18 protein-coding genes are annotated in these 19,543 nt (G+C 45.2%); 8 read left to right on the top strand and 10 right to left on the bottom strand.

Annotated features, from left to right (window positions below; translation table 11 throughout):
- The first annotated feature begins 3 nt into the window (after window positions 1–3).
- Both DXC01_RS17285 and DXC01_RS17280 read left to right on the top strand, forming a co-directional pair.
- The gene (locus DXC01_RS17285; protein ID WP_118252312.1) at window positions 4–1,386 is read left to right on the top strand and encodes a V-type ATP synthase subunit B; all 1,383 of its coding nucleotides are present in this window, start codon (window positions 4–6) and stop codon (window positions 1,384–1,386) included.
- 16 nt (window positions 1,387–1,402) lie between these two features.
- Window positions 1,403–2,035, top strand: a complete 633-nt coding sequence (locus DXC01_RS17280) for a V-type ATP synthase subunit D (protein ID WP_118699457.1) — start codon at window positions 1,403–1,405, stop codon at window positions 2,033–2,035.
- 533 nt (window positions 2,036–2,568) lie between these two features.
- On the opposite strand, the gene DXC01_RS17275 is transcribed toward DXC01_RS17280, so the two are convergent.
- Window positions 2,569–3,357 (bottom strand): C40 family peptidase, encoded by a 789-nt coding sequence (locus DXC01_RS17275; RefSeq protein ID WP_022215079.1) that lies wholly within the window; start codon window positions 3,355–3,357, stop codon window positions 2,569–2,571.
- A 174-nt stretch (window positions 3,358–3,531) separates the two neighbouring features.
- Window positions 3,532–4,452 (bottom strand): thioredoxin-disulfide reductase, encoded by a 921-nt coding sequence (gene trxB / locus DXC01_RS17270; RefSeq protein ID WP_118699456.1) that lies wholly within the window; start codon window positions 4,450–4,452, stop codon window positions 3,532–3,534.
- A gap of 98 nt (window positions 4,453–4,550) precedes the next feature.
- On the opposite strand from trxB, the gene DXC01_RS17265 reads away from it, so the two are divergent.
- Window positions 4,551–6,335 carry a DUF885 domain-containing protein gene (locus tag DXC01_RS17265; protein WP_118699455.1) on the top strand — a complete coding sequence of 595 codons (1,785 nt, stop codon included), beginning with the start codon at window positions 4,551–4,553 and terminating at the stop codon, window positions 6,333–6,335.
- Window positions 6,336–6,410: 75 nt separating this feature from the next.
- Here the strand turns inward: DXC01_RS17265 and DXC01_RS17260 are convergent, their stop codons facing one another.
- Entirely contained in the window at window positions 6,411–6,857 is a 447-nt protein-coding gene (locus DXC01_RS17260; protein ID WP_118252362.1) for a MarR family winged helix-turn-helix transcriptional regulator, read from the bottom strand.
- Between the two features lie 132 nt (window positions 6,858–6,989).
- Here DXC01_RS17260 and DXC01_RS17255 point away from each other — a divergent pair, with 132 nt between their 5' ends.
- Window positions 6,990–8,483 (top strand): CapA family protein, encoded by a 1,494-nt coding sequence (locus DXC01_RS17255; RefSeq protein WP_118252313.1) that lies wholly within the window; start codon window positions 6,990–6,992, stop codon window positions 8,481–8,483.
- Between the two features lie 137 nt (window positions 8,484–8,620).
- Here the strand turns inward: DXC01_RS17255 and DXC01_RS17250 are convergent, their stop codons facing one another.
- From DXC01_RS17250 to metG, 5 genes are all read right to left on the bottom strand, one after another.
- Window positions 8,621–9,394 carry a TatD family hydrolase gene (locus tag DXC01_RS17250; protein ID WP_118699462.1) on the bottom strand — a complete coding sequence of 258 codons (774 nt, stop codon included), beginning with the start codon at window positions 9,392–9,394 and terminating at the stop codon, window positions 8,621–8,623.
- Window positions 9,395–9,406: 12 nt separating this feature from the next.
- Window positions 9,407–9,847, bottom strand: a complete 441-nt coding sequence (locus DXC01_RS17245; protein ID WP_022215085.1) for an MOSC domain-containing protein — start codon at window positions 9,845–9,847, stop codon at window positions 9,407–9,409.
- A 34-nt stretch (window positions 9,848–9,881) separates the two neighbouring features.
- Entirely contained in the window at window positions 9,882–10,373 is a 492-nt protein-coding gene (locus DXC01_RS17240; RefSeq protein ID WP_022215086.1) for a MogA/MoaB family molybdenum cofactor biosynthesis protein, read from the bottom strand.
- A 17-nt stretch (window positions 10,374–10,390) separates the two neighbouring features.
- A complete protein-coding gene (moaC, locus tag DXC01_RS17235) occupies window positions 10,391–10,876 on the bottom strand; it encodes a cyclic pyranopterin monophosphate synthase MoaC (protein WP_022215087.1) in 486 nt (161 codons plus the stop codon).
- A 117-nt stretch (window positions 10,877–10,993) separates the two neighbouring features.
- Window positions 10,994–12,952 (bottom strand): methionine--tRNA ligase, encoded by a 1,959-nt coding sequence (gene metG, locus DXC01_RS17230; RefSeq protein ID WP_118252314.1) that lies wholly within the window; start codon window positions 12,950–12,952, stop codon window positions 10,994–10,996.
- A 702-nt stretch (window positions 12,953–13,654) separates the two neighbouring features.
- On the opposite strand from metG, the gene DXC01_RS17225 reads away from it, so the two are divergent.
- The gene (locus DXC01_RS17225) at window positions 13,655–13,867 is read left to right on the top strand and encodes a FeoA family protein (protein WP_117593672.1); all 213 of its coding nucleotides are present in this window, start codon (window positions 13,655–13,657) and stop codon (window positions 13,865–13,867) included.
- A 54-nt stretch (window positions 13,868–13,921) separates the two neighbouring features.
- On the opposite strand, the gene DXC01_RS17220 is transcribed toward DXC01_RS17225, so the two are convergent.
- Window positions 13,922–16,501 carry a sensor histidine kinase gene (locus DXC01_RS17220; protein WP_118699454.1) on the bottom strand — a complete coding sequence of 860 codons (2,580 nt, stop codon included), beginning with the start codon at window positions 16,499–16,501 and terminating at the stop codon, window positions 13,922–13,924.
- Between the two features lie 73 nt (window positions 16,502–16,574).
- The gene (locus tag DXC01_RS17215; protein ID WP_118699453.1) at window positions 16,575–17,267 is read right to left on the bottom strand and encodes a response regulator transcription factor; all 693 of its coding nucleotides are present in this window, start codon (window positions 17,265–17,267) and stop codon (window positions 16,575–16,577) included.
- 246 nt (window positions 17,268–17,513) lie between these two features.
- On the opposite strand from DXC01_RS17215, the gene DXC01_RS17210 reads away from it, so the two are divergent.
- From DXC01_RS17210 to DXC01_RS17200, 3 genes are all read left to right on the top strand, one after another.
- Window positions 17,514–18,059 carry an NADH peroxidase gene (locus DXC01_RS17210; RefSeq protein WP_118252316.1) on the top strand — a complete coding sequence of 182 codons (546 nt, stop codon included), beginning with the start codon at window positions 17,514–17,516 and terminating at the stop codon, window positions 18,057–18,059.
- 36 nt (window positions 18,060–18,095) lie between these two features.
- Window positions 18,096–18,482: a Fur family transcriptional regulator gene (locus DXC01_RS17205; RefSeq protein ID WP_118699452.1), complete on the top strand. Its 387-nt coding sequence runs from the start codon at window positions 18,096–18,098 to the stop codon at window positions 18,480–18,482.
- Between the two features lie 121 nt (window positions 18,483–18,603).
- Window positions 18,604–19,149, top strand: coding sequence for an NADH peroxidase (locus tag DXC01_RS17200; RefSeq protein WP_118252316.1), 546 nt, complete (start codon window positions 18,604–18,606; stop codon window positions 19,147–19,149).
- Window positions 19,150–19,543: the final 394 nt, after the last annotated feature.

Raw genomic sequence — 19,543 nt, 5'->3', positions numbered from 1 at the left:
TTTATGGCAATCGAATATCTGGGATTAAGCGAGATAAACGGCCCTCTGGTAGTTCTGGAAGGGGTAAAAAACGCATCCTATGAAGAGATCGTAGAATTTCACATGGATGACGGAACACAGAAGATCGGTCGTATCGTAGAAATCTATGAGGACAAAGCTGTTATCCAGGTTTTTGAGGGAACAGACAACATGTCCTTGAGCAATACACACACACGCCTTACAGGGCATCCGATGGAGATCGGTCTTTCCGAGGAGATCCTCGGACGTACCTTCAATGGTATCGGACAGCCGATCGACGGTCTGGGCGAGATCACTCCGGAGGTAAGCCTTAATATCAACGGACTTCCTCTGAACCCTGTAAAACGTGAATATCCGCGAAACTATATCAACACCGGAATCTCCGCGATCGATGGTTTGACCACCCTGATCCGTGGACAGAAACTTCCGATCTTTTCCGGAAACGGTCTCCCGCATGACAAGCTTGCCGCACAGATCGTACAGCAGGCTTCTCTGGGTGATGACTCCGATGAGGACTTTGCAATCGTGTTTGCTGCAATGGGTGTTAAATACGATGTCGCTGAATTTTTCCGCCGTACTTTCGAAGAGAGCGGCGCATCTGACCACGTAGTTATGTTTCTGAACCTTGCCAATGATCCGGTCGTAGAACGACTTCTGACTCCGAAGATCGCACTGACCGCCGCAGAATATCTTGCTTTTGAAAAAGGCATGCACATCCTTGTTATCCTGACAGATATCACTTCTTTCTGCGAGGCAATGCGTGAGGTTTCTTCCTCCAAGGGTGAGATTCCTTCCCGTAAAGGTTATCCGGGCTATCTTTACAGTGAACTTGCTACTCTTTATGAGCGTGCAGGTATCGTGCAGGGCGGCAAAGGTTCTGTTACACAGATCCCGATCCTGACCATGCCGAACGATGATATCACACATCCGATCCCTGACCTTACCGGTTACATCACCGAGGGCCAGATCGTTCTGGACCGCCAGCTTCACGGTCAGGCAATCTATCCGCCGATCAATGTACTTCCTTCCCTCTCCCGTCTGATGAAGGACGGTATCGGTGAGGGCTTTACAAGAGAGGATCATCAGGACGTTGCAAACCAGCTTTTCTCCTGCTACGCAAAGGTTGGAGATGCCAGAGCACTTGCCTCTGTTATCGGTGAAGATGAGCTTTCTCCTCTGGATAAGCGTTATCTGGTATTTGGAAAAGCTTTTGAGGCAGAGTTTGTCGGTCAGTCTGAAACCGAAAACCGAAGCATCACCGAAACCCTGGACAAAGGCTGGGAACTTCTCGGACTGCTTCCGAAGGACGAACTTGACCGTATCGACACCAAGATCCTGAACAAGTATTACAAAGAAACTGTTCGCTGAGGGGAGGTGACATTTTATGGATCCTAATACCTTCCCCACCAAGGGAAACCTCATCCTTGCAAAAAACTCTCTCGCTCTCTCTCGCCAGGGATTTGAGCTGATGGACAAGAAGCGTAACATTCTGATCCGTGAAATGATGGAGCTGATCGACCAGGCAAAGGACATCCAGTCCCAGATCGATGAAACTTTCCGTGCCGCCTATACAGCACTCCAGAAAGCCAACATGGAACTCGGTATTGCCTTCGTCGAACAGGTTTCGTACACAGTTCCTGTGGAAAACTCCATCCGCATCAAGACCAGAAGCGTTATGGGTACAGAGATCCCGCTTGTGGAATATGACAAGCAGACGACAAATACACCAACCTACGCTTATTACAGCACCAGAATGTCACTGGATGAAGCCAAGGCCGCTTTTGAAAAGGTAAAAGAGCTTTCCATCCAGTTATCCGGCATCGAAAACGCCGCGATCCGTCTGGCTGCCAATATCAAGAAGACACAGAAACGTGCCAATGCACTCAAGAACATCACGATTCCTAAGTATGAGGCACTTACTAAGGATATCCAGAATGCACTTGAGGAAAAGGAACGTGAGGAATTTACGAGGTTGAAGGTTATCAAACGAATGAAACAGAACTCCTCCGGGAGATAGGATACAGCCCACACCGCAAATATGCGGGTGGGCTGTATTTATTTGCAAAATTATCAGATAATTATTGTTTGAAACCTTAAAATAACTCTTTTGGCTGAAAAACTTTTTAATATTTGCACTATGAAAATGTCAATAGGATTTATTATCTTTTTCGCCATTTTTTTATTTTCATTATTATTGACCAAAACATTTGTTTCTTTTCATTTTATGTAAATCTGGTATTCCACATCCAATTTTTGTGGATAATGTGGATAACTTTGTGTATAACTCAATTTTCCAGTAAAATCAACCATTCTGAAATGTGGATAACTTTTGCACCTAAATCGACATTATCCACATTTTCCGACAAGTTTTGTGCAATTTGCCAGATGGTCGATTTTGTCCGATTTTCTTCGACAAAATTACTGTCACACAGTTTTTTGTTATAAAAATATACATGCAGATATTTTCCCCTGGCTCAGCTTTTTTTATACCAAAAAAGCCCGCAGAACCTTGCGTTCCGGGGCCTTATCTTTGATAGTTTTTCGTATATTTTATTTCACGTAGGTTCCGACTCCAACCGGTGTATCGTAATTGTAATCTGTGATCACGATTCCTTTATTGGAGTTCAGCGCGTGGACAACTTTACCATCGCCGATATAGAGAGCAACGTGGTTGATCCCACCTGCTCCGTAGAATACCAGGTCGCCTGTCTCCATCTGGCTGATATCTTTTTTCTGGGATGCTTCATACTGAGCTGCTGCCACTCGCGGAAGGTCATATCCAAACTCTTTAAAGACTGACATTACAAATCCGGAGCAGTCAGCACCGTTTGTCAGACTTGTACCACCGTAGACGTATGGATTTCCTACAAACTGAACGGCGAACTGTGCAATATTTTCTCTGTGTTCCACACGCGCCTGCTCTGCCTTGCGAGCTTCTTCCTCTGCTTTTTTTCTGGCTGCCTCCTGGGCTTCCTCGCGGATCCTTGTGGTCTCTTCCTTGATCTCCTGCGCTCTGCGCTCTACTTCACGGGCATCGATCACTTTCCGGGATGCCTGTTTCTTTTCCTGGTAATCCTGTGCCTGGCTCTGCGCCTGCGCTACGATCTGGTTTGCGATCGCGCTGATATCGCCAGTCTGAGTATCATCACTTCCGTCGCTGAACAGTCCGTCCTCGGCATCTGTGAAATCTGCCTCATCTTCGCTGTCATCAACTTCTTCCATTTCAATCTGAACATCGCTGTCTGAGCTTCCTGAACTCAAGTCCGCTGCCTGAACACCGGTATATGCAGAAACGCTCATGCATGCACATAATAACATCACTGTTATTCTTTTTTTCATCAAATTCTCCTTTATAAAAAACTGCCATTTTTTGCCAAAATACTGCCCTATGGTATCACAATCGCCCGCACCTGTCAATTTACCGTAGCAGCGAGGCAAATTTTACGTCTTGACATGCAATAAAAAAGCAGCTCCAGCCATCCACTAGAACTGCCTTTTTTACATATTTTCTGCTTATTTTTCTATCAGGTAGCGTTGCACGGAGGCGACTGCATTTGCCCCGTCAGCCACTGCTGTCACAACCTGGCGAAGATTTTTGGTACGGATATCACCTGCTGCAAAGATTCCCGGTGTACTTGTCACACCGTCCTCTCCTGCGATGATATAACCGCTCTCATCCAGATCAACCAGCCCTTTGAATTTCTCTGTATTCGGAAGAATTCCAACAGCGATAAAAACTCCATCAACTGCGATCGTTTTTCCCTCATCTGTTTTGACATTGTGGACTTTGATATCTTCTACCTTGTCAGTTCCCTCGATAACCGTCGGTACGCTATCCCAGACCATTTCCACATTTGCACACTTAAACAGCTTGTCCTGAAGCACCTTGTCGGCGCGAAGTTCATCCCTTCTGTGAACAAGATAAACTTTCTTACATGTTCTGGAAAGAAGGATCGCATCCTCTACTGCCACATTTCCTCCTCCGACTACAGCAACTGTTCCATCCTGGAAAAAAGCTCCATCACAGGTCGCGCAGTAGGACACGCCCATTCCACTGAGTTCTTCTTCCCCCGGAATCCCAAGCTGGCGGTGTGCCGCACCACATGCAAGGATCACCGCTTTCGCCATATATCTGTTCTTCTTTGTGCGGATCACTTTAAGCCCGTTTTCCTCTTCGATGGAAAGCACTGGCTCTCTCTTCGGTTTGATTCCAAGCTTTTCTGCATGTTTTACCATGGTCTCTCCGAGATCCAGTCCTGTGATTCCCGGAAGTCCTGGATAGTTGTCCACCTCATAAGTATCCACGATCTGTCCGCCCTGCACAAATTTCTTCTCAAGCCACAGAGTATTCAGCTTGCCTCTTGTCGCATAGATCGCTGCGCAGATTCCTGCCGGTCCTGCACCCAGAATCGCCAGATCATATATTTCTTCCATTAGATCAACCTCGCTTTCTTAACTCCTGAAACCAAGTTTAGCATACAATCCCGTTTTTTCCAATAAGATAGTAAAAACCTTTCTTTTGAGAGGAATCTATGAAACCTTCTCTTCGCAGACCCCGTTCTCCGATCGTTATCGCACTTCTTTTGTCTCTCACACTGGTTATCGGGCTTTTTATTGGATGGCTGTCCGGAAGTGTAATATCTAAGGACAAAGCTTTCCGCTCCCTCACCCGAAAAATCTTTCAGGAAGAAGTATCCGGAAGCATGCTGACACTCCATTATTCCCTTGCTTATCCCGAAAAAAAATATATTTCCAGACCTTCTCCCACCCTCGGAACGATCTCCGATGACACCAGTGCTACATATCAGAAATATGAGCAGTATCTCCGGAAGCTGAAAGATTTCACTCCTTCCGGTCTGACCCGTCAAAATCAGATCACGCGGGATATGCTGCTCCTTTACTATCAGACACAGCTTTCTGCCAGAGATTATACGCTTCTCGACGAACCGTTAAGCCCAAGTCTTGGCATCCAGGCACAGCTTCCTGTTCTGCTGGCAGAATATGCCTTTTATGACGATCAGGATATTGCGGACTATCTGAACCTTCTCACCTCGGTAAAGCCATATTTTCAGAGTATTCTCGCCTATGAACGCCGCAGATCTGATGCAGGATATTTCATGAGCAATGCAACTTTAAACCGTATTCTGGAACAGTGCAGTACCTTTATCAAAGATCCACAGAACAACTATATGCTGGATGTTTTTGCCCGGAAACTCAAAGATTACGGCCGTTTTTCTGAAAAAGAACAGGCAAAGCTGAATGAACGCCACAAAGAGATCCTGCTTACCAGTGTGATTCCTGCTTATCAGGAACTGATGACAGGGCTGAATGAATTAAAAAATACCGGAACTTCCAGCCGTGGGCTCAGTCATTTCAAAGGAGGGAAGGAATATTACCGTTATCTTCTGCAGTCTCAGACTGGTTCTTATCTCTCCGTCGAAAAGATCCAGCAGCGACTTACTTCTCAGCTTGCAGAAGATATGCACACGGTCCAGCAGATGCTCAAAGAGCAGCCATCACTCCTTCGAAAACTCACGAATGGTGCAGAAATAAAAGATTTTGAACCGGCGTCTGCCCTTCAGTATCTGAACCAGCAGATGCAGAAGGATTTTCCTGCTCTCGATACCACCGATTATGAGATCCGCTATGTTCACGAATCCATGGAGGATTTTCTGAGTCCTGCATTTTATCTCACACCGCCACTGGATACGGGCAGGCCGAATGTGATCTACATCAACCGTGCAGGCAGCCGGTCCAATCTGGAGCTTTTTACAACGCTATCCCACGAAGGATTTCCGGGGCATCTGTACCAGACTGTTTTTTTCGGAAAGACACAGCCGGACGACATCCGATATCTGATCACCTCGGGCGGCTATGTTGAAGGCTGGGCGACTTATGTCGAATCCTACGGATATCAGTATGCCGCTTCCCTTCTCTCCGACAAGGCTGCTGCTGATATCACCACCCTGATGTGGAAAAACCGCAGTATCAACCTCTGTATTTATTCTCTGCTTGATACCGGTATCCACTATCAGGGCTGGAATCAGGCTGCCGCCGCAAAGTTCCTGAATGCTTTCGGTATCCAGGATGAAAAAGTAATCGCAGAGATTTACCAGTATATCGTGGAAACTCCCGGAAACTATCTCAAATACTATCTCGGCTATCTGAATTTTCTCGACCTTAAGACCTCTCAGCAGAAAAAACTTGGAGATTCTTTTGACCTCAGAGAATTCCACCGCCAGGTCCTGGAGATCGGCCCGGTGCAGTTTCCTGTTCTTGCAAAATATATGCAGCCTGCTGCCGACAGTTCTTCATAATGCTACCTCCTCGCTGTGCAAAAAAAAGCAGGCATGTCCATCGTTCTGATGATATGTCTGCTTTCTGTATTTCTTTTATTTGTCATTTCCATAAGTCCGGAAAAACTTCTGGAGTTTCGTCAATGCCCTTGTCAGCACCTCTGTCTCTTCTTTGTCCATGCCATCAAGCACTTCCATGACCATCTTCTCGTGGAACATCCGATGATGGAAATATGCTTTCTCCCCCTTTTCAGAAAGAGATACCAGTACAACCCTGCGGTCCTCCTCGCTTCGGCTGCGCTCTACATATCCCTTCTTGACCAGGTGATTGATCGCGATCGTCAAAGTTCCCACCGTCACAGATACCGCACGTGCCACCGTGGACATATTCTTCGGTTCCCGGATTCCGATCGCTTCGATCACATGCATGTCGTTTACGGAAATATCCTTATATTCTGAGGTGAGCAGCGCACGCTCTTCCACATCCATGATCTCGTTGAACAGTTTTACCAGAACATCATTTACAGTTTCGTATGAATTCATCAGCATACCCCTTCCCTGTCTGTTTCTTTATTATAGCGTAAAGTAATTTGAAACACAAAGCAATTTTTTTAACAACATCTTTTTTTGCTGAGTTTAATTTGCTATAATGGGGAAATGAAAGGAAATAAATTTATGAAAAAAAATAAGAATATACCACTGAATCTCAGGGAACAGATGAATTCCCGTATTGGTCTGATCTGCTCCGTTATTTTACTGCTGCTTCTCGTTGCAGGGTTACGTCAGCTTGACTACAACCTTATCGAGAAACCCAAAGAAGAAGCTGCCAAAGTCGCCCAGAAGGAAGCAGAAGCGGCAAAGAAAGCTGCTGAAGAACCGGAAGTTTCCACAGCAAGTGTGATCGCTGTCGGCGACAATCTTTATCACGGAAGTCTGATCGAATCCGGCGAAAATGATTCCGGAACCTGGAATTATGATCAGATTTATGACAAAGTACGTGATGAGATCCAGGCTGCTGATGTGGCAATGGTCGACCAGGAGACTGTTTTTACTACAGAACATGATGCTGTCAGCTCTTACCCGTCTTTTGCAACTCCTACGGAAGTCGGTGATGCACTGATGAATGCAGGATTCGATGTGGTAGAATCCGCAACAAACCATATCGATGATTATGGAATTGATTTTCTTCAGGAAACCTTTAATTTCTGGAGCAGCAAATATCCGGATGTTCCTGTCCTTGGAATCCACCCGACACAGGAAGATGCTGATACAGTCAAGACACTGGAAGTAAACGGGATTACGATTTCTTTTCTGGATTATACATACGGAACCAACAACGGCGGGGTCGGCGAAGGAAATGAATACATGATTGATCTCTTCGACAAGAATAAAGTCTCCACCATGATCCAGAAAGCCAAAGCCTCCAGCGACGTGCTGATCTTTGTCGCTCACTGGGGCAAGGAAGAAGAACCGATGCCTACGGAATATGAGAAAGAATGGGCCACCTTCCTGATGCAGCAGGGTGTTGATGTCGTAGTCGGCGGTCATCCACATATCCTGCAGCCTTATGGACGGATGTCTGACGATCAGGGACACAATATGCTGATCTTCTACTCCCTTGGAAACTTCGTTTCCACTCAGCAGACCCTTACCGGGCTTCTGGAAGGAATGGCAAGCTTCACCATCCAGAAAACTGTCAAGAACGGTGAAACAACGATCGATATCCTCGATCCGACTGTCAAACCAATGGTCATGCATTATAACAAAGATGAAGGCGTGTTTAATCCATATATGCTCGAAGACTACACCGAAGAACTCGCTTCTCAGCACGGTGTGAAAGACATCATCGGAGACGAATTCACCCTGGCAAACCTCCAGGCCAAATTTAAAGAGATCATGTCCATGAATGTAGAACCATCCACCAGAACAGACCTTCTCGATGTATCCTTCGATTATGAACTCAACATGATCAACTCAGACGGAGACATCGTAGACGACATCTGGTCCACCAGCGCCGACGAATACCTTGCACAGCAGGGAAATTCCGACGGCAGCGACAGTTCCGGGGACTCCTCCGAGGATTCTGAGGATTCGTCATACGATGACTCGTCCTATGATGATTCATACGATGATTCATACGACGACAGCTACTACGACGAAGACTACTAAAGACTTATTTATCCAAAGACAGGACAGCGCAGCTCCTCCGTCCCATATTCTTTGTTTTTTCTCACCTCCAACATGCGATAACGTAAATGCCGTACTATAGTTGGATAACTCAGTCAACTATAGTACGGCATTGGACCTTATCGCAACAACAGCCTCTCCGCATTCCCTTCCGTCACCGCAATAACCTCATCTTCTGTCACACCTTTGATCCGTGCGATCTCTCTCGCCACATACACCAGATTCCTGGAATCATTCCGCTTTCCGCGATTCGGTTCCGGGCTCAGATACGGACTGTCCGTTTCCAAAACGATCTGATCAAGCGGTGCATACTCCACAACTTCCTTAAGTTTCTTCGCATTCTTAAACGTGACCACACCGCCAATTCCCAGATAAAGTCCCATATCCAGATACTCCCGCGCCATCTCCTTCGCATAAGAAAAACAATGAATGATACCGCCGTGCATTCCACCCTTCATGCAATCCTTCACTATGTCCAGAGTGTCCTTCGCAGCTTCCCTGCTGTGGATCATAAACGGCATCTGTGCCTCCCTTGCGATCTCCATCTGTGCACGGAACATCTTTTTCTGAATCTCATGCTCATGTTCTTCCTTGTGCCAGTAATAATCCAGCCCGATCTCACCGACCGCTACTGCTTTCGGCAGTTTACAAAGCTTCCGGATCTCCTCAAGAGTCTCCTCTGTCATCTTATCCGCATCATCCGGATGGATTCCAAATGCACCATAAACAAACGGATATTTTTCCATAAGAGCTTCTGTGTCCTTCAGACTTTCAAGCGAAGCACAGGCATTGACGATTTTGTCAATTCCGTTTTCCTGCATGGAATCCAGAAGTTCCTCCCTGTCTGCCTCAAAAGCTTCGTCATCATAATGAGCATGTGTTTCAAAAATCATATGTGTTTCCAATTATTCATTCTCCTCGATTATCACCAATTCATCTCCTTCATGGATCACGCCTCCATGAAGAACTCTCGTAAAAACGCCCTCTCTCGGCATGATGCAGTCGCCCATCTTCTGGAAGATCGCGCAGCCGTGATGGCATTTCTTGCCGATCTGCGTCATCTCAAGAACTACATCGTTGCATCGAAATTTCGTTCCCACCGGAAGTTTGGCAAAGTCAAAGCCTTCGACTACCAGGTTTTCTCCAAAAGCTCCATCTTCGATCTCGGCACCTTTCGCGCGGAATTCCTGGATCTTGTCATAGGAAAGAAGACTGACCTGACGGTGCCATTTGCCCGCATGTGCGTCATCCTTGATTCCCCATTCTTCTATGAATTCACCTTCCGGTATACGATACTTCTGTGTTCCTTTTTCCTTGCTGATACATACTGCGATTACTCTACCCATAATAAAAAAACCTCCTGTTTCTATTTACCCCTTTTTATTTGCGTGCACAGTTTCCTGCTTCTCCTGTCAGGATCTCGATTCCATGTCCCAGTGCATCGATGATGTATTCCAGACTTTCCTTAACCGCTTTCGGACTTCCCGGAAGATTGATGATCAGTGTCTTTCCTCGGATTCCGGCAGTTGCACGGCTCAGCATTGCTCTTTTTGTGATCGTCATGCTGTATGCACGCATTGCCTCCGGGATTCCCGGTACTCTGCGCTCAATAACTTCTTCGGTTGCCTCCGGTGTAACATCCCTCTCTGAAAATCCTGTTCCGCCTGTTGTCAGGATCAGTTCTGCCATCTCTTTGTCTGCAATTTCCTGCATTTTTCCGGCAAGCATAACCTGATCATCCGGAAGGATGTCCATGGATACAACTTCATATCCCTCACGTTCTACGATTTCTTTGATCGCAGGTCCGCTTAAGTCTTCTCTTTCGCCACGATATCCTGTATCACTTGATGTGATGATCGCTACTCGTTTCATATTTCCTCCATTTTCTTTTATCTGTTCTCAAAACGGAAATCTCCGCTTTTTCCGCCTGTTTTTTCGATCAGATGGATCTCTGACATGACCATGTGCTTGTCGATTGCCTTGCACATGTCATAAATGGTCAGAAGTGTCACCTGGACACCTGTCAGTGCTTCCATTTCCACGCCGGTTTTACCCTCTGTCTTTACAGTACAGAAAACGTGGATCCGATTTTTTTGCTGATCCAGTTCGTAATCAATGGAACATTTCTGTATCGGCAGCGGATGACACATTGGAATCAGCTCGGAAGTTTTTTTGACTCCCATGATCCCTGCAACTCTGGCTACGCCGAGGACATCTCCTTTTTTGACATTTCCTGCTGTTACTGCTTCCATGATCTCCGGTCCCACGGAAATATATCCTGTCGCCAGGGCAGTCCTGTATGTGACCTGTTTCCCGGAAACGTCAACCATCACCGCATTTCCATTCTGGTCAAAATGTGTAAAACCCTTTTCCATAAAAAGTCCTGTCTCCTTTTAAATATAAATTCAGGAAGTTCATCATAAACAGTTTCGGCAGAATTTCTGCCCTCTGTCCTGAACTTCCTGAATAAATTTTTTATAGCTTAACAGTCTTTAGCAGATTTCTGCTCCTGCCGGCATTTCTTTCTCCGGTACCATCAGGGACAGGTTTCCGTCTGCATCTTCTGCACAAAGGATCATACCTTCGCTTAAGATTCCTGCAAGTTTGGCAGGTTTCAGGTTGGTAACGACCATAACTTTCTTTCCTACCATTTCTTCTGCGCTGTAGTGAGATTTGATTCCGGATACGATCTGGCGTACCTGGCTTCCGATCTTAACCTGAGAGCAGAGAAGTTTACGGGATTTCTTTACTTCTTCGCAGGCGATGATCTCACCAACCTGGAACTGAAGTTTTCCAAAATCGTCAAATGTGATCTCTGGTTTTGCTTCGATGTCGATCACATTTTCTTCTTTTTTCTCCTCAACCGGCTCTTCTTTCTTCGGATGAAGTTCTTCTACTTTTGCAAGTACTTCTTTGAGGTCAAGACGTGCAAACAGGATCTCCGGTTTTTCGGTTACTTTGTTTCCTGACGGATAGAGTCCGAATGTCTTCAAGTCTTCAAGAGTACGTTTTTCTGCATTTAACTGCGCGAGGATGCGCTCTGTTGTCTCCGGCATGAAGGATTCCAGAAGAGTTGCTCCCATGGTGATTCCTTCAACCAGGTTGTAGAGAACGGTTGCAAGACGATCTTTCTTTGCTTCGTCTTTTGCAAGAGCCCATGGCATAGTCTCGTCGATGTATTTGTTCAGACGTTTGAACAGAGTGAATACCTCTGTCATTGCATCTGCAACACGCAGTTTGTCCATCTTCTCAGCAACCTTGCCCGGAACAGCCAGCGCAAATGCTTTGAGGTCTTCGTCAACCGGTTCAGCAACACCTTTGTTTTCTACTACGCCGCCGAAGTATTTGTTGGACATGGAGATGGTACGGTTTACAAGGTTTCCGAGAGTATTTGCAAGCTCGGAGTTCAGTCTCTCTACCATCAGTTCCCATGTGATGACACCATCGTTCTCGAATGGCATTTCGTGAAGTACGAAATAACGGACAGCATCTACGCCGAAGAAATCTACGAGTTCATCTGCATAGATTACGTTTCCTTTGGATTTACTCATCTTGCCATCGCCCTGGAGCAGCCACGGATGTCCGAATACCTGTTTCGGAAGCGGCAGGTCAAGTGACATCAGGAAGATCGGCCAGTAAATAGTATGGAAACGGATGATGTCTTTACCGATCAGATGAAGATCTGCCGGCCACAGTTTGTTGAACTGTTCAGAGCTTTCGCCGTCGCAGTCATAACCGATTCCTGTGATATAGTTTGTCAGGGCATCCAGCCATACATAAACAACGTGCTTCGGATCGAAGTCTACCGGGATTCCCCATTTGAAGGATGTTCGGGATACGCAGAGATCCTGAAGTCCCGGAAGAAGGAAGTTGTTCATCATCTCGTTTTTACGTGATTCCGGCTGAATGAAATCCGGATGTGTGTTGATGTAGTCAATCAGACGGTCTGCATATTTGCTCATTTTGAAGAAGTATGCTTCTTCTTTTGCCGGAACGCATGGGCGTCCGCAGTCCGGGCATTTGCCGTCTACGAGCTGTGATTCTGTAAAGAAGGATTCACAAGGTGTACAGTACATTCCTTCGTAATGTCCCTTGTAGATATCTCCTTTTGCATACATTTTCTTGAAGATCTTCTGAACCTGTTTCTCGTGGTCAGCGTCTGTGGTACGGATGAATTTGTCATAGGATGTGTTCATCAGATCCCAGATTCTCTTGATCTCACCGGATACGTTGTCTACGAATTCCTTTGGTGTGATTCCTGCTTCTTCTGCTTTGAGCTCGATCTTCTGACCATGCTCGTCAGTTCCTGTCTGGAAAAATACATCGTATCCTTCCTGTCTCTTGTAACGTGCGATCGCGTCTGCCAGTACGATCTCATAGGTGTTGCCGATATGCGGTTTACCGGATGTATAGGCGATCGCGGTTGTAATATAATACTTCTGCTTGTCCATTTTATTGTTCCTCCTGGATTATAATAAAAAAAGACCCCTTCTCATAGAGAAGACGAGTCCTGCCCGTGTTACCACTTCTGTTCGTTCCTGCCTCGCGGTCAGAAACCTTGTTGGGTACGATTCCATACGGATAATCCGACCAATACTGTAATAGTCTGATAATCTGCTATTGTCCTGATACCCTTCCGCTATAACAGGCGGTCCTGTTGCAGTCTGAATAGCACTAAATCTTATTTCCTTTAAGAAATTGCTTTCTGTATGTCAGGAATCCTCTCATTAACATCGATACTCATCTCGACTGCACCTCTCCCAAGCCATCTTCCATCTGCACCTGCACTTCCCTCTCAGCCACGGAAATCTGAAATTTCCTCCGGGGAATTCTCTGTAATGTGGTCAGCAAATGTACTCTCTTGTTCGTTGAGTTTGCTTATATTTTGCGGAAATTCATGTTTCCGCTCCTTTAAAAATAGTAGCATATTTACCTATGTTTGTAAACCGCGAATTTCGGTGTTATAACTATGCATAATCCTGCATATTTAGCACACACTGTCTTCTGTCAGCATCTCCTATCCAATATGAGCAGGGACTACCTAATGTTCCAATTGACGAACATATATTCTTAGTTGTATAATAAATTCAATAAATAAAAAGCAAATTATCTGACACTAACTATTTCTATTTTTCCTCAAAGGAGGTATTTTTATGCAGGCTTTATCACAGACAAATGCAGGCGATACCTGTACTATTAAATGGATGTTCGGCGTTCCGGAAATTCTTGAAACTATGCGAAAGATGGATATCAAAGAAGGCAGCACCATCCAGGTCATCCAGAAATGTCGCGACTGGCTGATCATCGGAAGCAATAACCGCCGCCTGGCAGTTGGAAATGAAGTTGCGGATCGGATACAGGTTTAGGATTCAGCAAAAAAGACCTCCTTCTGATATCATTCAGAACAAGGTCTTTTGTTATTATTTCATTTTAAATTCAATCGTCACCTTAAACAGATCCCCATCAAGATACAACTTAAATTCTCCACCCTGGAGCCGGACGAGGTCTTTGGCGATTGACAGGCCAAGTCCGCTGCCTTCGGTGTTTCGGGAGACGTCGCCGCGGATGAAACGTTCGGTGAGTTCGTCTGCGGAGATGTTCAAAGGCTGTGCGGAGATGTTTTTGAGGGAAAGCTGCACGTTTGGCCGGTCAACTTTTACATCGACGTAAACTCTTGTGTTTTCCATCGCATATTTTGATGCGTTTCCAAAAACATTCTCGAGAACTCGCCAGAGTCTGCGGCCATCTGCACAGATGATTGCTTCTTCCTCATCGAAATGAACTACCATCGTCAGATTTCTTTCTTCGAATTTCTCTTCAAATTCTCCAATCACCTGATGTACCAGTTCAACGAAATTCAGGTCCGTCATTTCCAGTGTGATATTTCCGGTGCTTGCTTTGGAGGCTTCTACGACATCTTCAGTCAATACTTTGAGCCGCTGTGCCTTGTTTTCCAAAACTTCCAGATAACCTCTGATCTTGGGGTCTTCCGGATTCTCGCGCTTGAGAAGATCCACATAATTGATGATCGAAGTAAGCGGTGTCTTGATATCATGGGAGACATTCGTGATCAGCTCTGTTTTCATGCGCTCGTTCTTGAGGCTGTTTTCTACAGCTGCATCCAGTCCCTCTCCAATATGGTTGATATAATCTGCCACCTGTTCCTGTTCACCGGAAAGTTTTTCTGTTGGAATCTTGTATTGGAGTTCTCCGTCAGTGATCTTCTTCAGACCAGCGATGATCTGCTCTCTTCCCCAGGCTTTTTTTACAAGATAATAAAGAACTGCACAGTCCATTACAATCAGCAGAAGAAAAGCAAATGCTGAACCACCATTAACCGTCATTACATAAAACATAAACTGCAAAAATACAAAGATGCCAAATAACAAAATTATTTTGACCCTGCTGATCATATTGCCACCGAGAAAGACAACCAGATCATTACATTTAGAAAAACACTTTCTTACCAATATCAGAACGTGTCGGAGCAGGCTGTCTCTCCAGAGAGATCTTGCCTTGATCCTGCGAACCAGACTCAGCCAGCCGGTCAGGAACCATCCGCCACACCAGATTCCCAGGATGCTGAATCCCGTCACTTTCCAGACCATTCGTATGTCTTCAAAATCCATTGTCTGGACGATCACCGAAGTGCCCAGCAGCCAGATCATAAATATCATCCCTGCCACAATCTCGGTATACCATCTGTCCAGGAAATTCAGATGCACTTTCTCATCTTCATTGTTTCGTCCGGCCCCGATCGTCAGGATCACAAGTCCTGCAAGTGCCAGAACCAGTGACACTACAGAAATTACCATGATCGGCACCAGCCATGGTTCAAACTTCTCATAGACAAGTTTTTCCTGCTTGATCCTGTCTAATACCGGAAAATCTTTATCTACAGAAACGAAATAGAGATAATTTTCCTCACCAAGTCCTGTATTCTCGATCATGCTCTGCCAGTAAGATACTGTCCAGTCTGCGATATTGGAAAATCCTAGGGCACAGTCCTGCAGATCCGGAGCGATCAGCATAAGCGGATCACCACTGGAAGTCAGTTCATCCAGTTTTTTTGCATAATTTGCTGATGTGATGCCTTTTATATTGGTGTACACTTTATCGGATTTTGTGTCTACGTACATGTAGTTAACATTTGTTACACCTGTTGCATAAGTTTTCAGGACTTTTTCACCATAAGAAGCATCACTGTATTCAACCAGAGCCGTGTATAAATACTCATATGCCTTGCTGATATTTCCTTTCCATTCTTCACTGTTGTTTACAACATCAAGGATACTGTCCGCTCCATCCGGTTTGTACGCTTCTTTCAGCGGGGCATCGTTATTTCCACTGGATTCATAATTATACACATCTGTATAAACAACATTCCCGTCCGCGTCGGTAACATATTCCACACCATCATTACGGATTCCTATGTTATCATTGGCGTCACCATAGTACGTATACTCTTTGCCGGAGAGTATGGCCAGTATATCCTTTGCATTCTCTGTCCATCCGTCTTCATCACTGCCAAAAACAAATTTCAGTTCACCAGTAGTAATCTTATCTGCAAAATCATTGTAGTACATATAGTAGTCGCTGCCATCCGGCTGACGGCAGATCAGAACATTTGCACTTTGATCCCAGGATGATTTCTTCGCCCAGTCATACAGATTCCCTGCCTTGTAGGCAAGTCCGGATGTGTTTTTGTGCGTCAGCGTCTTTCCCTTATTCAGCTCCGCAAGGTCAACCAGTTCTCCGTCGTCTGCCTGATCCAGGATTTCTCTCTCATTGATCGCATTAATGATCGTATGTGAAAGGCTGTACATATTATCCTGGAAGCTCTGGGAATCCACATAATTTTTGCTGTCCAATGGCTGAACGCCTTTGCTCATGATAAGCACGGATGCCCCGGCTCCCGCGCAGGCTACCGTCACAAAAACTATTGTCAGCAGCACCAGAAGCCCTTTTACACCGCTTTTTCTGTACCATCTTGTCTTCATTTATATCCCATTTCCTTTCTGCTAAATGACTCTGCTATAAACACAGGAGTTTTCCACAGGTCCATTCAGAAAATCAGATCTTTTCCACTTTATACCCAAGTCCCCACACAACTTTGAGGTAGCGCGGCTCCTTTGGATTGATCTCAATTTTTTCTCTGATATGTCGGATGTGAACCGCTACCGTATTATCTGCCGCGATCGCTTCCTCTTCCCAGATACTCTCATAGATCTGATTGATGGAAAAAACTCTTCCCTGATTTTTGACCAGAAAAAGAAGGATCCTGTACTCGATCGGTGTCAGTTTGACTGCTTCTCCATCGACAGTAACTTCCTTACGGTCATCATCGATCATCAGTCCGCCCGTCTCGTAAACATTTCCTCTCTTTTCTGTCATTGCACCCAGCTGCGTATATCTGCGAAGCTGGGATTTTACCCTCGCCATCAGTTCCAATGGGTTAAAAGGTTTCGTCACATAATCATCTGCGCCGACATTCAGTCCGAGGATCTTGTCTGTATCCTCTGATTTTGCAGATAAAATTATGATAGGAAGAGCGTTTTTTTCGCGGATCTTCAATGTTGCCCGGATTCCGTCCAGCTTCGGCATCATCACGTCGATGATCAGAAGATCCACCGGATTATTCTGCAAAACCCGGATCGCCTGTTCACCATCGTATGCTTTGAGAATGTGATGCCCCTCCTGTGCCAGATAAATTTCTATTGCCTCCACGATGTCCTTGTCGTCATCACATACCAGTATCTCTGCCATTTCCCCTGCCTCCTGTGTTTTCATGTTTTTACTATACTGCTTAAGAATTAATATCTATGGGGTAAAATATTAAGACTTTCTTATTTTTTTCGCTTTTCTATTGTATCAGAAAATCCGTCTGAAAAAAATATATTTTCCTTGTTGACAAATCTATACCATTATGGTACAGTATAGTCACAACAAGAAAACAATAACGATTACTATTATTAAATAAAACAAACTTAATCAGAAAAGGAGATCAAGATTATGGCAAAATGGGTATGTAATGTATGTGGATATGTTTATGAAGGCGATGCTGCTCCGGAGGTATGTCCGCAGTGTAAAGCTCCTGCTTCCAAATTCACAGAGCAGAAAGGCGAGATGACATGGGCTGCTGAACATGTTGTTGGTGTTGCTCAGGGCGTGAGCGAAGATATTCTCGAAGACCTGAGAGCGAACTTCCAGGGTGAGTGCTCTGAGGTTGGTATGTATCTCGCAATGGCAAGAGTTGCCCACAGAGAAGGCTATCCGGAAATCGGTCTTTACTGGGAGAAAGCAGCTTACGAAGAAGCTGAGCACGCTGCTAAATTCGCAGAACTTCTCGGTGAAGTCGTTACTGACAGCACAAAGAAAAACCTTGAGATGCGTGTAGAAGCTGAGAACGGTGCTACTGCTGGTAAATTCGACCTGGCTAAACGTGCCAAAGCTGCTAACCTTGATGCGATCCATGACACAGTACATGAGATGGCTCGCGATGAAGCTAGACACGGCAAAGCATTCGCTGGATTACTGAAAAGATACTTCGGAGAATAATTTAAGGAACTGATTTACAGAAAGGAAACGCGATATATGGCTACATTGAAATACAGTCGTCAGCGAGAATCGATCAAAGAATTTCTCATGACCCGTAAGGATCACCCTACCGCAGATGTTGTTTATGAAAATATGAAAAAAATCTACCCCAACATCAGTCTGGGAACCGTATATCGTAACCTTTCTCTGTTATCTGCGATCGGTGAGATCCAGAAACTGTCCAACTTCGGCAGTGCAGATCATTTCGATGGTTGTGTTGAACCACACTGTCACTTCATGTGTACAACTTGTGGAGATGTCCTGGATCTGGAAACAGAGGGTATGGACGATCTGATAGAGAAAGCCGGTCGAAACTTTTCCGGCAAGATCACAGCATGCGATATACGATTTTTCGGAACTTGCCCGAAATGTATGAACAAATAATGTATTTTCAGACATTTGCTTGACTTCGAGCATTCAATGTGATAGATTGAAACTACAGTTATTGAGAATTATTACTATTATTAAACAGAACTAACTTAATTAAGAAAAGGAGATCAAAATTATGGCAAAATGGGTATGTAATGTATGTGGATATGTTTACGAAGGTGACGCTGCTCCGGAAGTCTGTCCGCAGTGTAAGGCTCCTGCTTCCAAATTCACAGAGCAGAAGGGCGAGATGACATGGGCTGCTGAACACGTTGTTGGTGTTGCTCAGGGTGTGAGCGAAGACATTCTTGAAGACCTGAGAGCTAACTTCCAGGGTGAGTGCTCTGAAGTTGGTATGTATCTGGCAATGGCAAGAGTTGCCCACAGAGAAGGCTATCCGGAAATCGGTCTCTACTGGGAGAAAGCTGCTTACGAAGAAGCTGAGCATGCTGCTAAATTCGCAGAACTTCTCGGTGAAGTCGTTACTGACAGCACAAAGAAAAACCTTGAGATGCGTGTAGAAGCTGAGAACGGTGCTACTGCTGGTAAATTCGACCTGGCTAAACGTGCTAAAGCTGCTAACCTCGACGCAATCCATGACACAGTTCATGAAATGGCTCGTGATGAGGCGAGACACGGCAAAGCATTCGCTGGTCTGCTTAAGAGATATTTCGGAGAATAAAACATCATATAAAACAATCATCCCCAGGGCTTATAACCCTGGGGACTTTTTTTATAATACCAACAATTAATCCAATGACTGTAACCATTTAATATTTCCTCCACGTGAATTAAAAACTCTATCCTCACATGACTGAAGTCACGTGCTTCCGGACGCTTTAGGCGTCAGACTAAATATCGGCGGATACACCTGTAACTTAGGTGCGCAGTTATGCGCATTTTCCATGCCGGATACGGCAGATTCCCACATTGCAGGTAGTCCACTGTATATCTGCCTGCATTTATGCTATTCTTAAGTTCATTTCCGAACTGAGTTTTTTCAGATCTGCATAAACGCATGAGGTTCTACGCTTTACTGCAGGGACTTTTGCCTCCAGCAAAGACCTTTCCGTTAC

Source organism: Blautia sp. OM07-19, from assembly GCF_003481595.1.
Taxonomy (GTDB): domain Bacteria; phylum Bacillota; class Clostridia; order Lachnospirales; family Lachnospiraceae; genus Blautia_A; species Blautia_A intestinihominis.
The sequence above is the reverse complement of the archived record's forward strand: the minus strand, read 5'-3'. Positions and strand labels throughout refer to the sequence as shown.

Coding starts and splice junctions, on each gene's coding strand:
- DXC01_RS17285 (WP_118252312.1), top strand. CDS start 4: ATGGCAATCGAATATCTGGGATTAAGCGAGATAAACGGCCCTCTGGTA.
- DXC01_RS17280 (WP_118699457.1), top strand. CDS start 1,403: ATGGATCCTAATACCTTCCCCACCAAGGGAAACCTCATCCTTGCAAAA.
- DXC01_RS17275 (WP_022215079.1), bottom strand. CDS start 3,357: ATGAAAAAAAGAATAACAGTGATGTTATTATGTGCATGCATGAGCGTT.
- trxB (WP_118699456.1), bottom strand. CDS start 4,452: ATGGAAGAAATATATGATCTGGCGATTCTGGGTGCAGGACCGGCAGGA.
- DXC01_RS17265 (WP_118699455.1), top strand. CDS start 4,551: ATGAAACCTTCTCTTCGCAGACCCCGTTCTCCGATCGTTATCGCACTT.
- DXC01_RS17260 (WP_118252362.1), bottom strand. CDS start 6,857: ATGAATTCATACGAAACTGTAAATGATGTTCTGGTAAAACTGTTCAAC.
- DXC01_RS17255 (WP_118252313.1), top strand. CDS start 6,990: ATGAAAAAAAATAAGAATATACCACTGAATCTCAGGGAACAGATGAAT.
- DXC01_RS17250 (WP_118699462.1), bottom strand. CDS start 9,394: ATGATTTTTGAAACACATGCTCATTATGATGACGAAGCTTTTGAGGCA.
- DXC01_RS17245 (WP_022215085.1), bottom strand. CDS start 9,847: ATGGGTAGAGTAATCGCAGTATGTATCAGCAAGGAAAAAGGAACACAG.
- DXC01_RS17240 (WP_022215086.1), bottom strand. CDS start 10,373: ATGAAACGAGTAGCGATCATCACATCAAGTGATACAGGATATCGTGGC.
- moaC (WP_022215087.1), bottom strand. CDS start 10,876: ATGGAAAAGGGTTTTACACATTTTGACCAGAATGGAAATGCGGTGATG.
- metG (WP_118252314.1), bottom strand. CDS start 12,952: ATGGACAAGCAGAAGTATTATATTACAACCGCGATCGCCTATACATCC.
- DXC01_RS17225 (WP_117593672.1), top strand. CDS start 13,655: ATGCAGGCTTTATCACAGACAAATGCAGGCGATACCTGTACTATTAAA.
- DXC01_RS17220 (WP_118699454.1), bottom strand. CDS start 16,501: ATGAAGACAAGATGGTACAGAAAAAGCGGTGTAAAAGGGCTTCTGGTG.
- DXC01_RS17215 (WP_118699453.1), bottom strand. CDS start 17,267: ATGGCAGAGATACTGGTATGTGATGACGACAAGGACATCGTGGAGGCA.
- DXC01_RS17210 (WP_118252316.1), top strand. CDS start 17,514: ATGGCAAAATGGGTATGTAATGTATGTGGATATGTTTATGAAGGCGAT.
- DXC01_RS17205 (WP_118699452.1), top strand. CDS start 18,096: ATGGCTACATTGAAATACAGTCGTCAGCGAGAATCGATCAAAGAATTT.
- DXC01_RS17200 (WP_118252316.1), top strand. CDS start 18,604: ATGGCAAAATGGGTATGTAATGTATGTGGATATGTTTACGAAGGTGAC.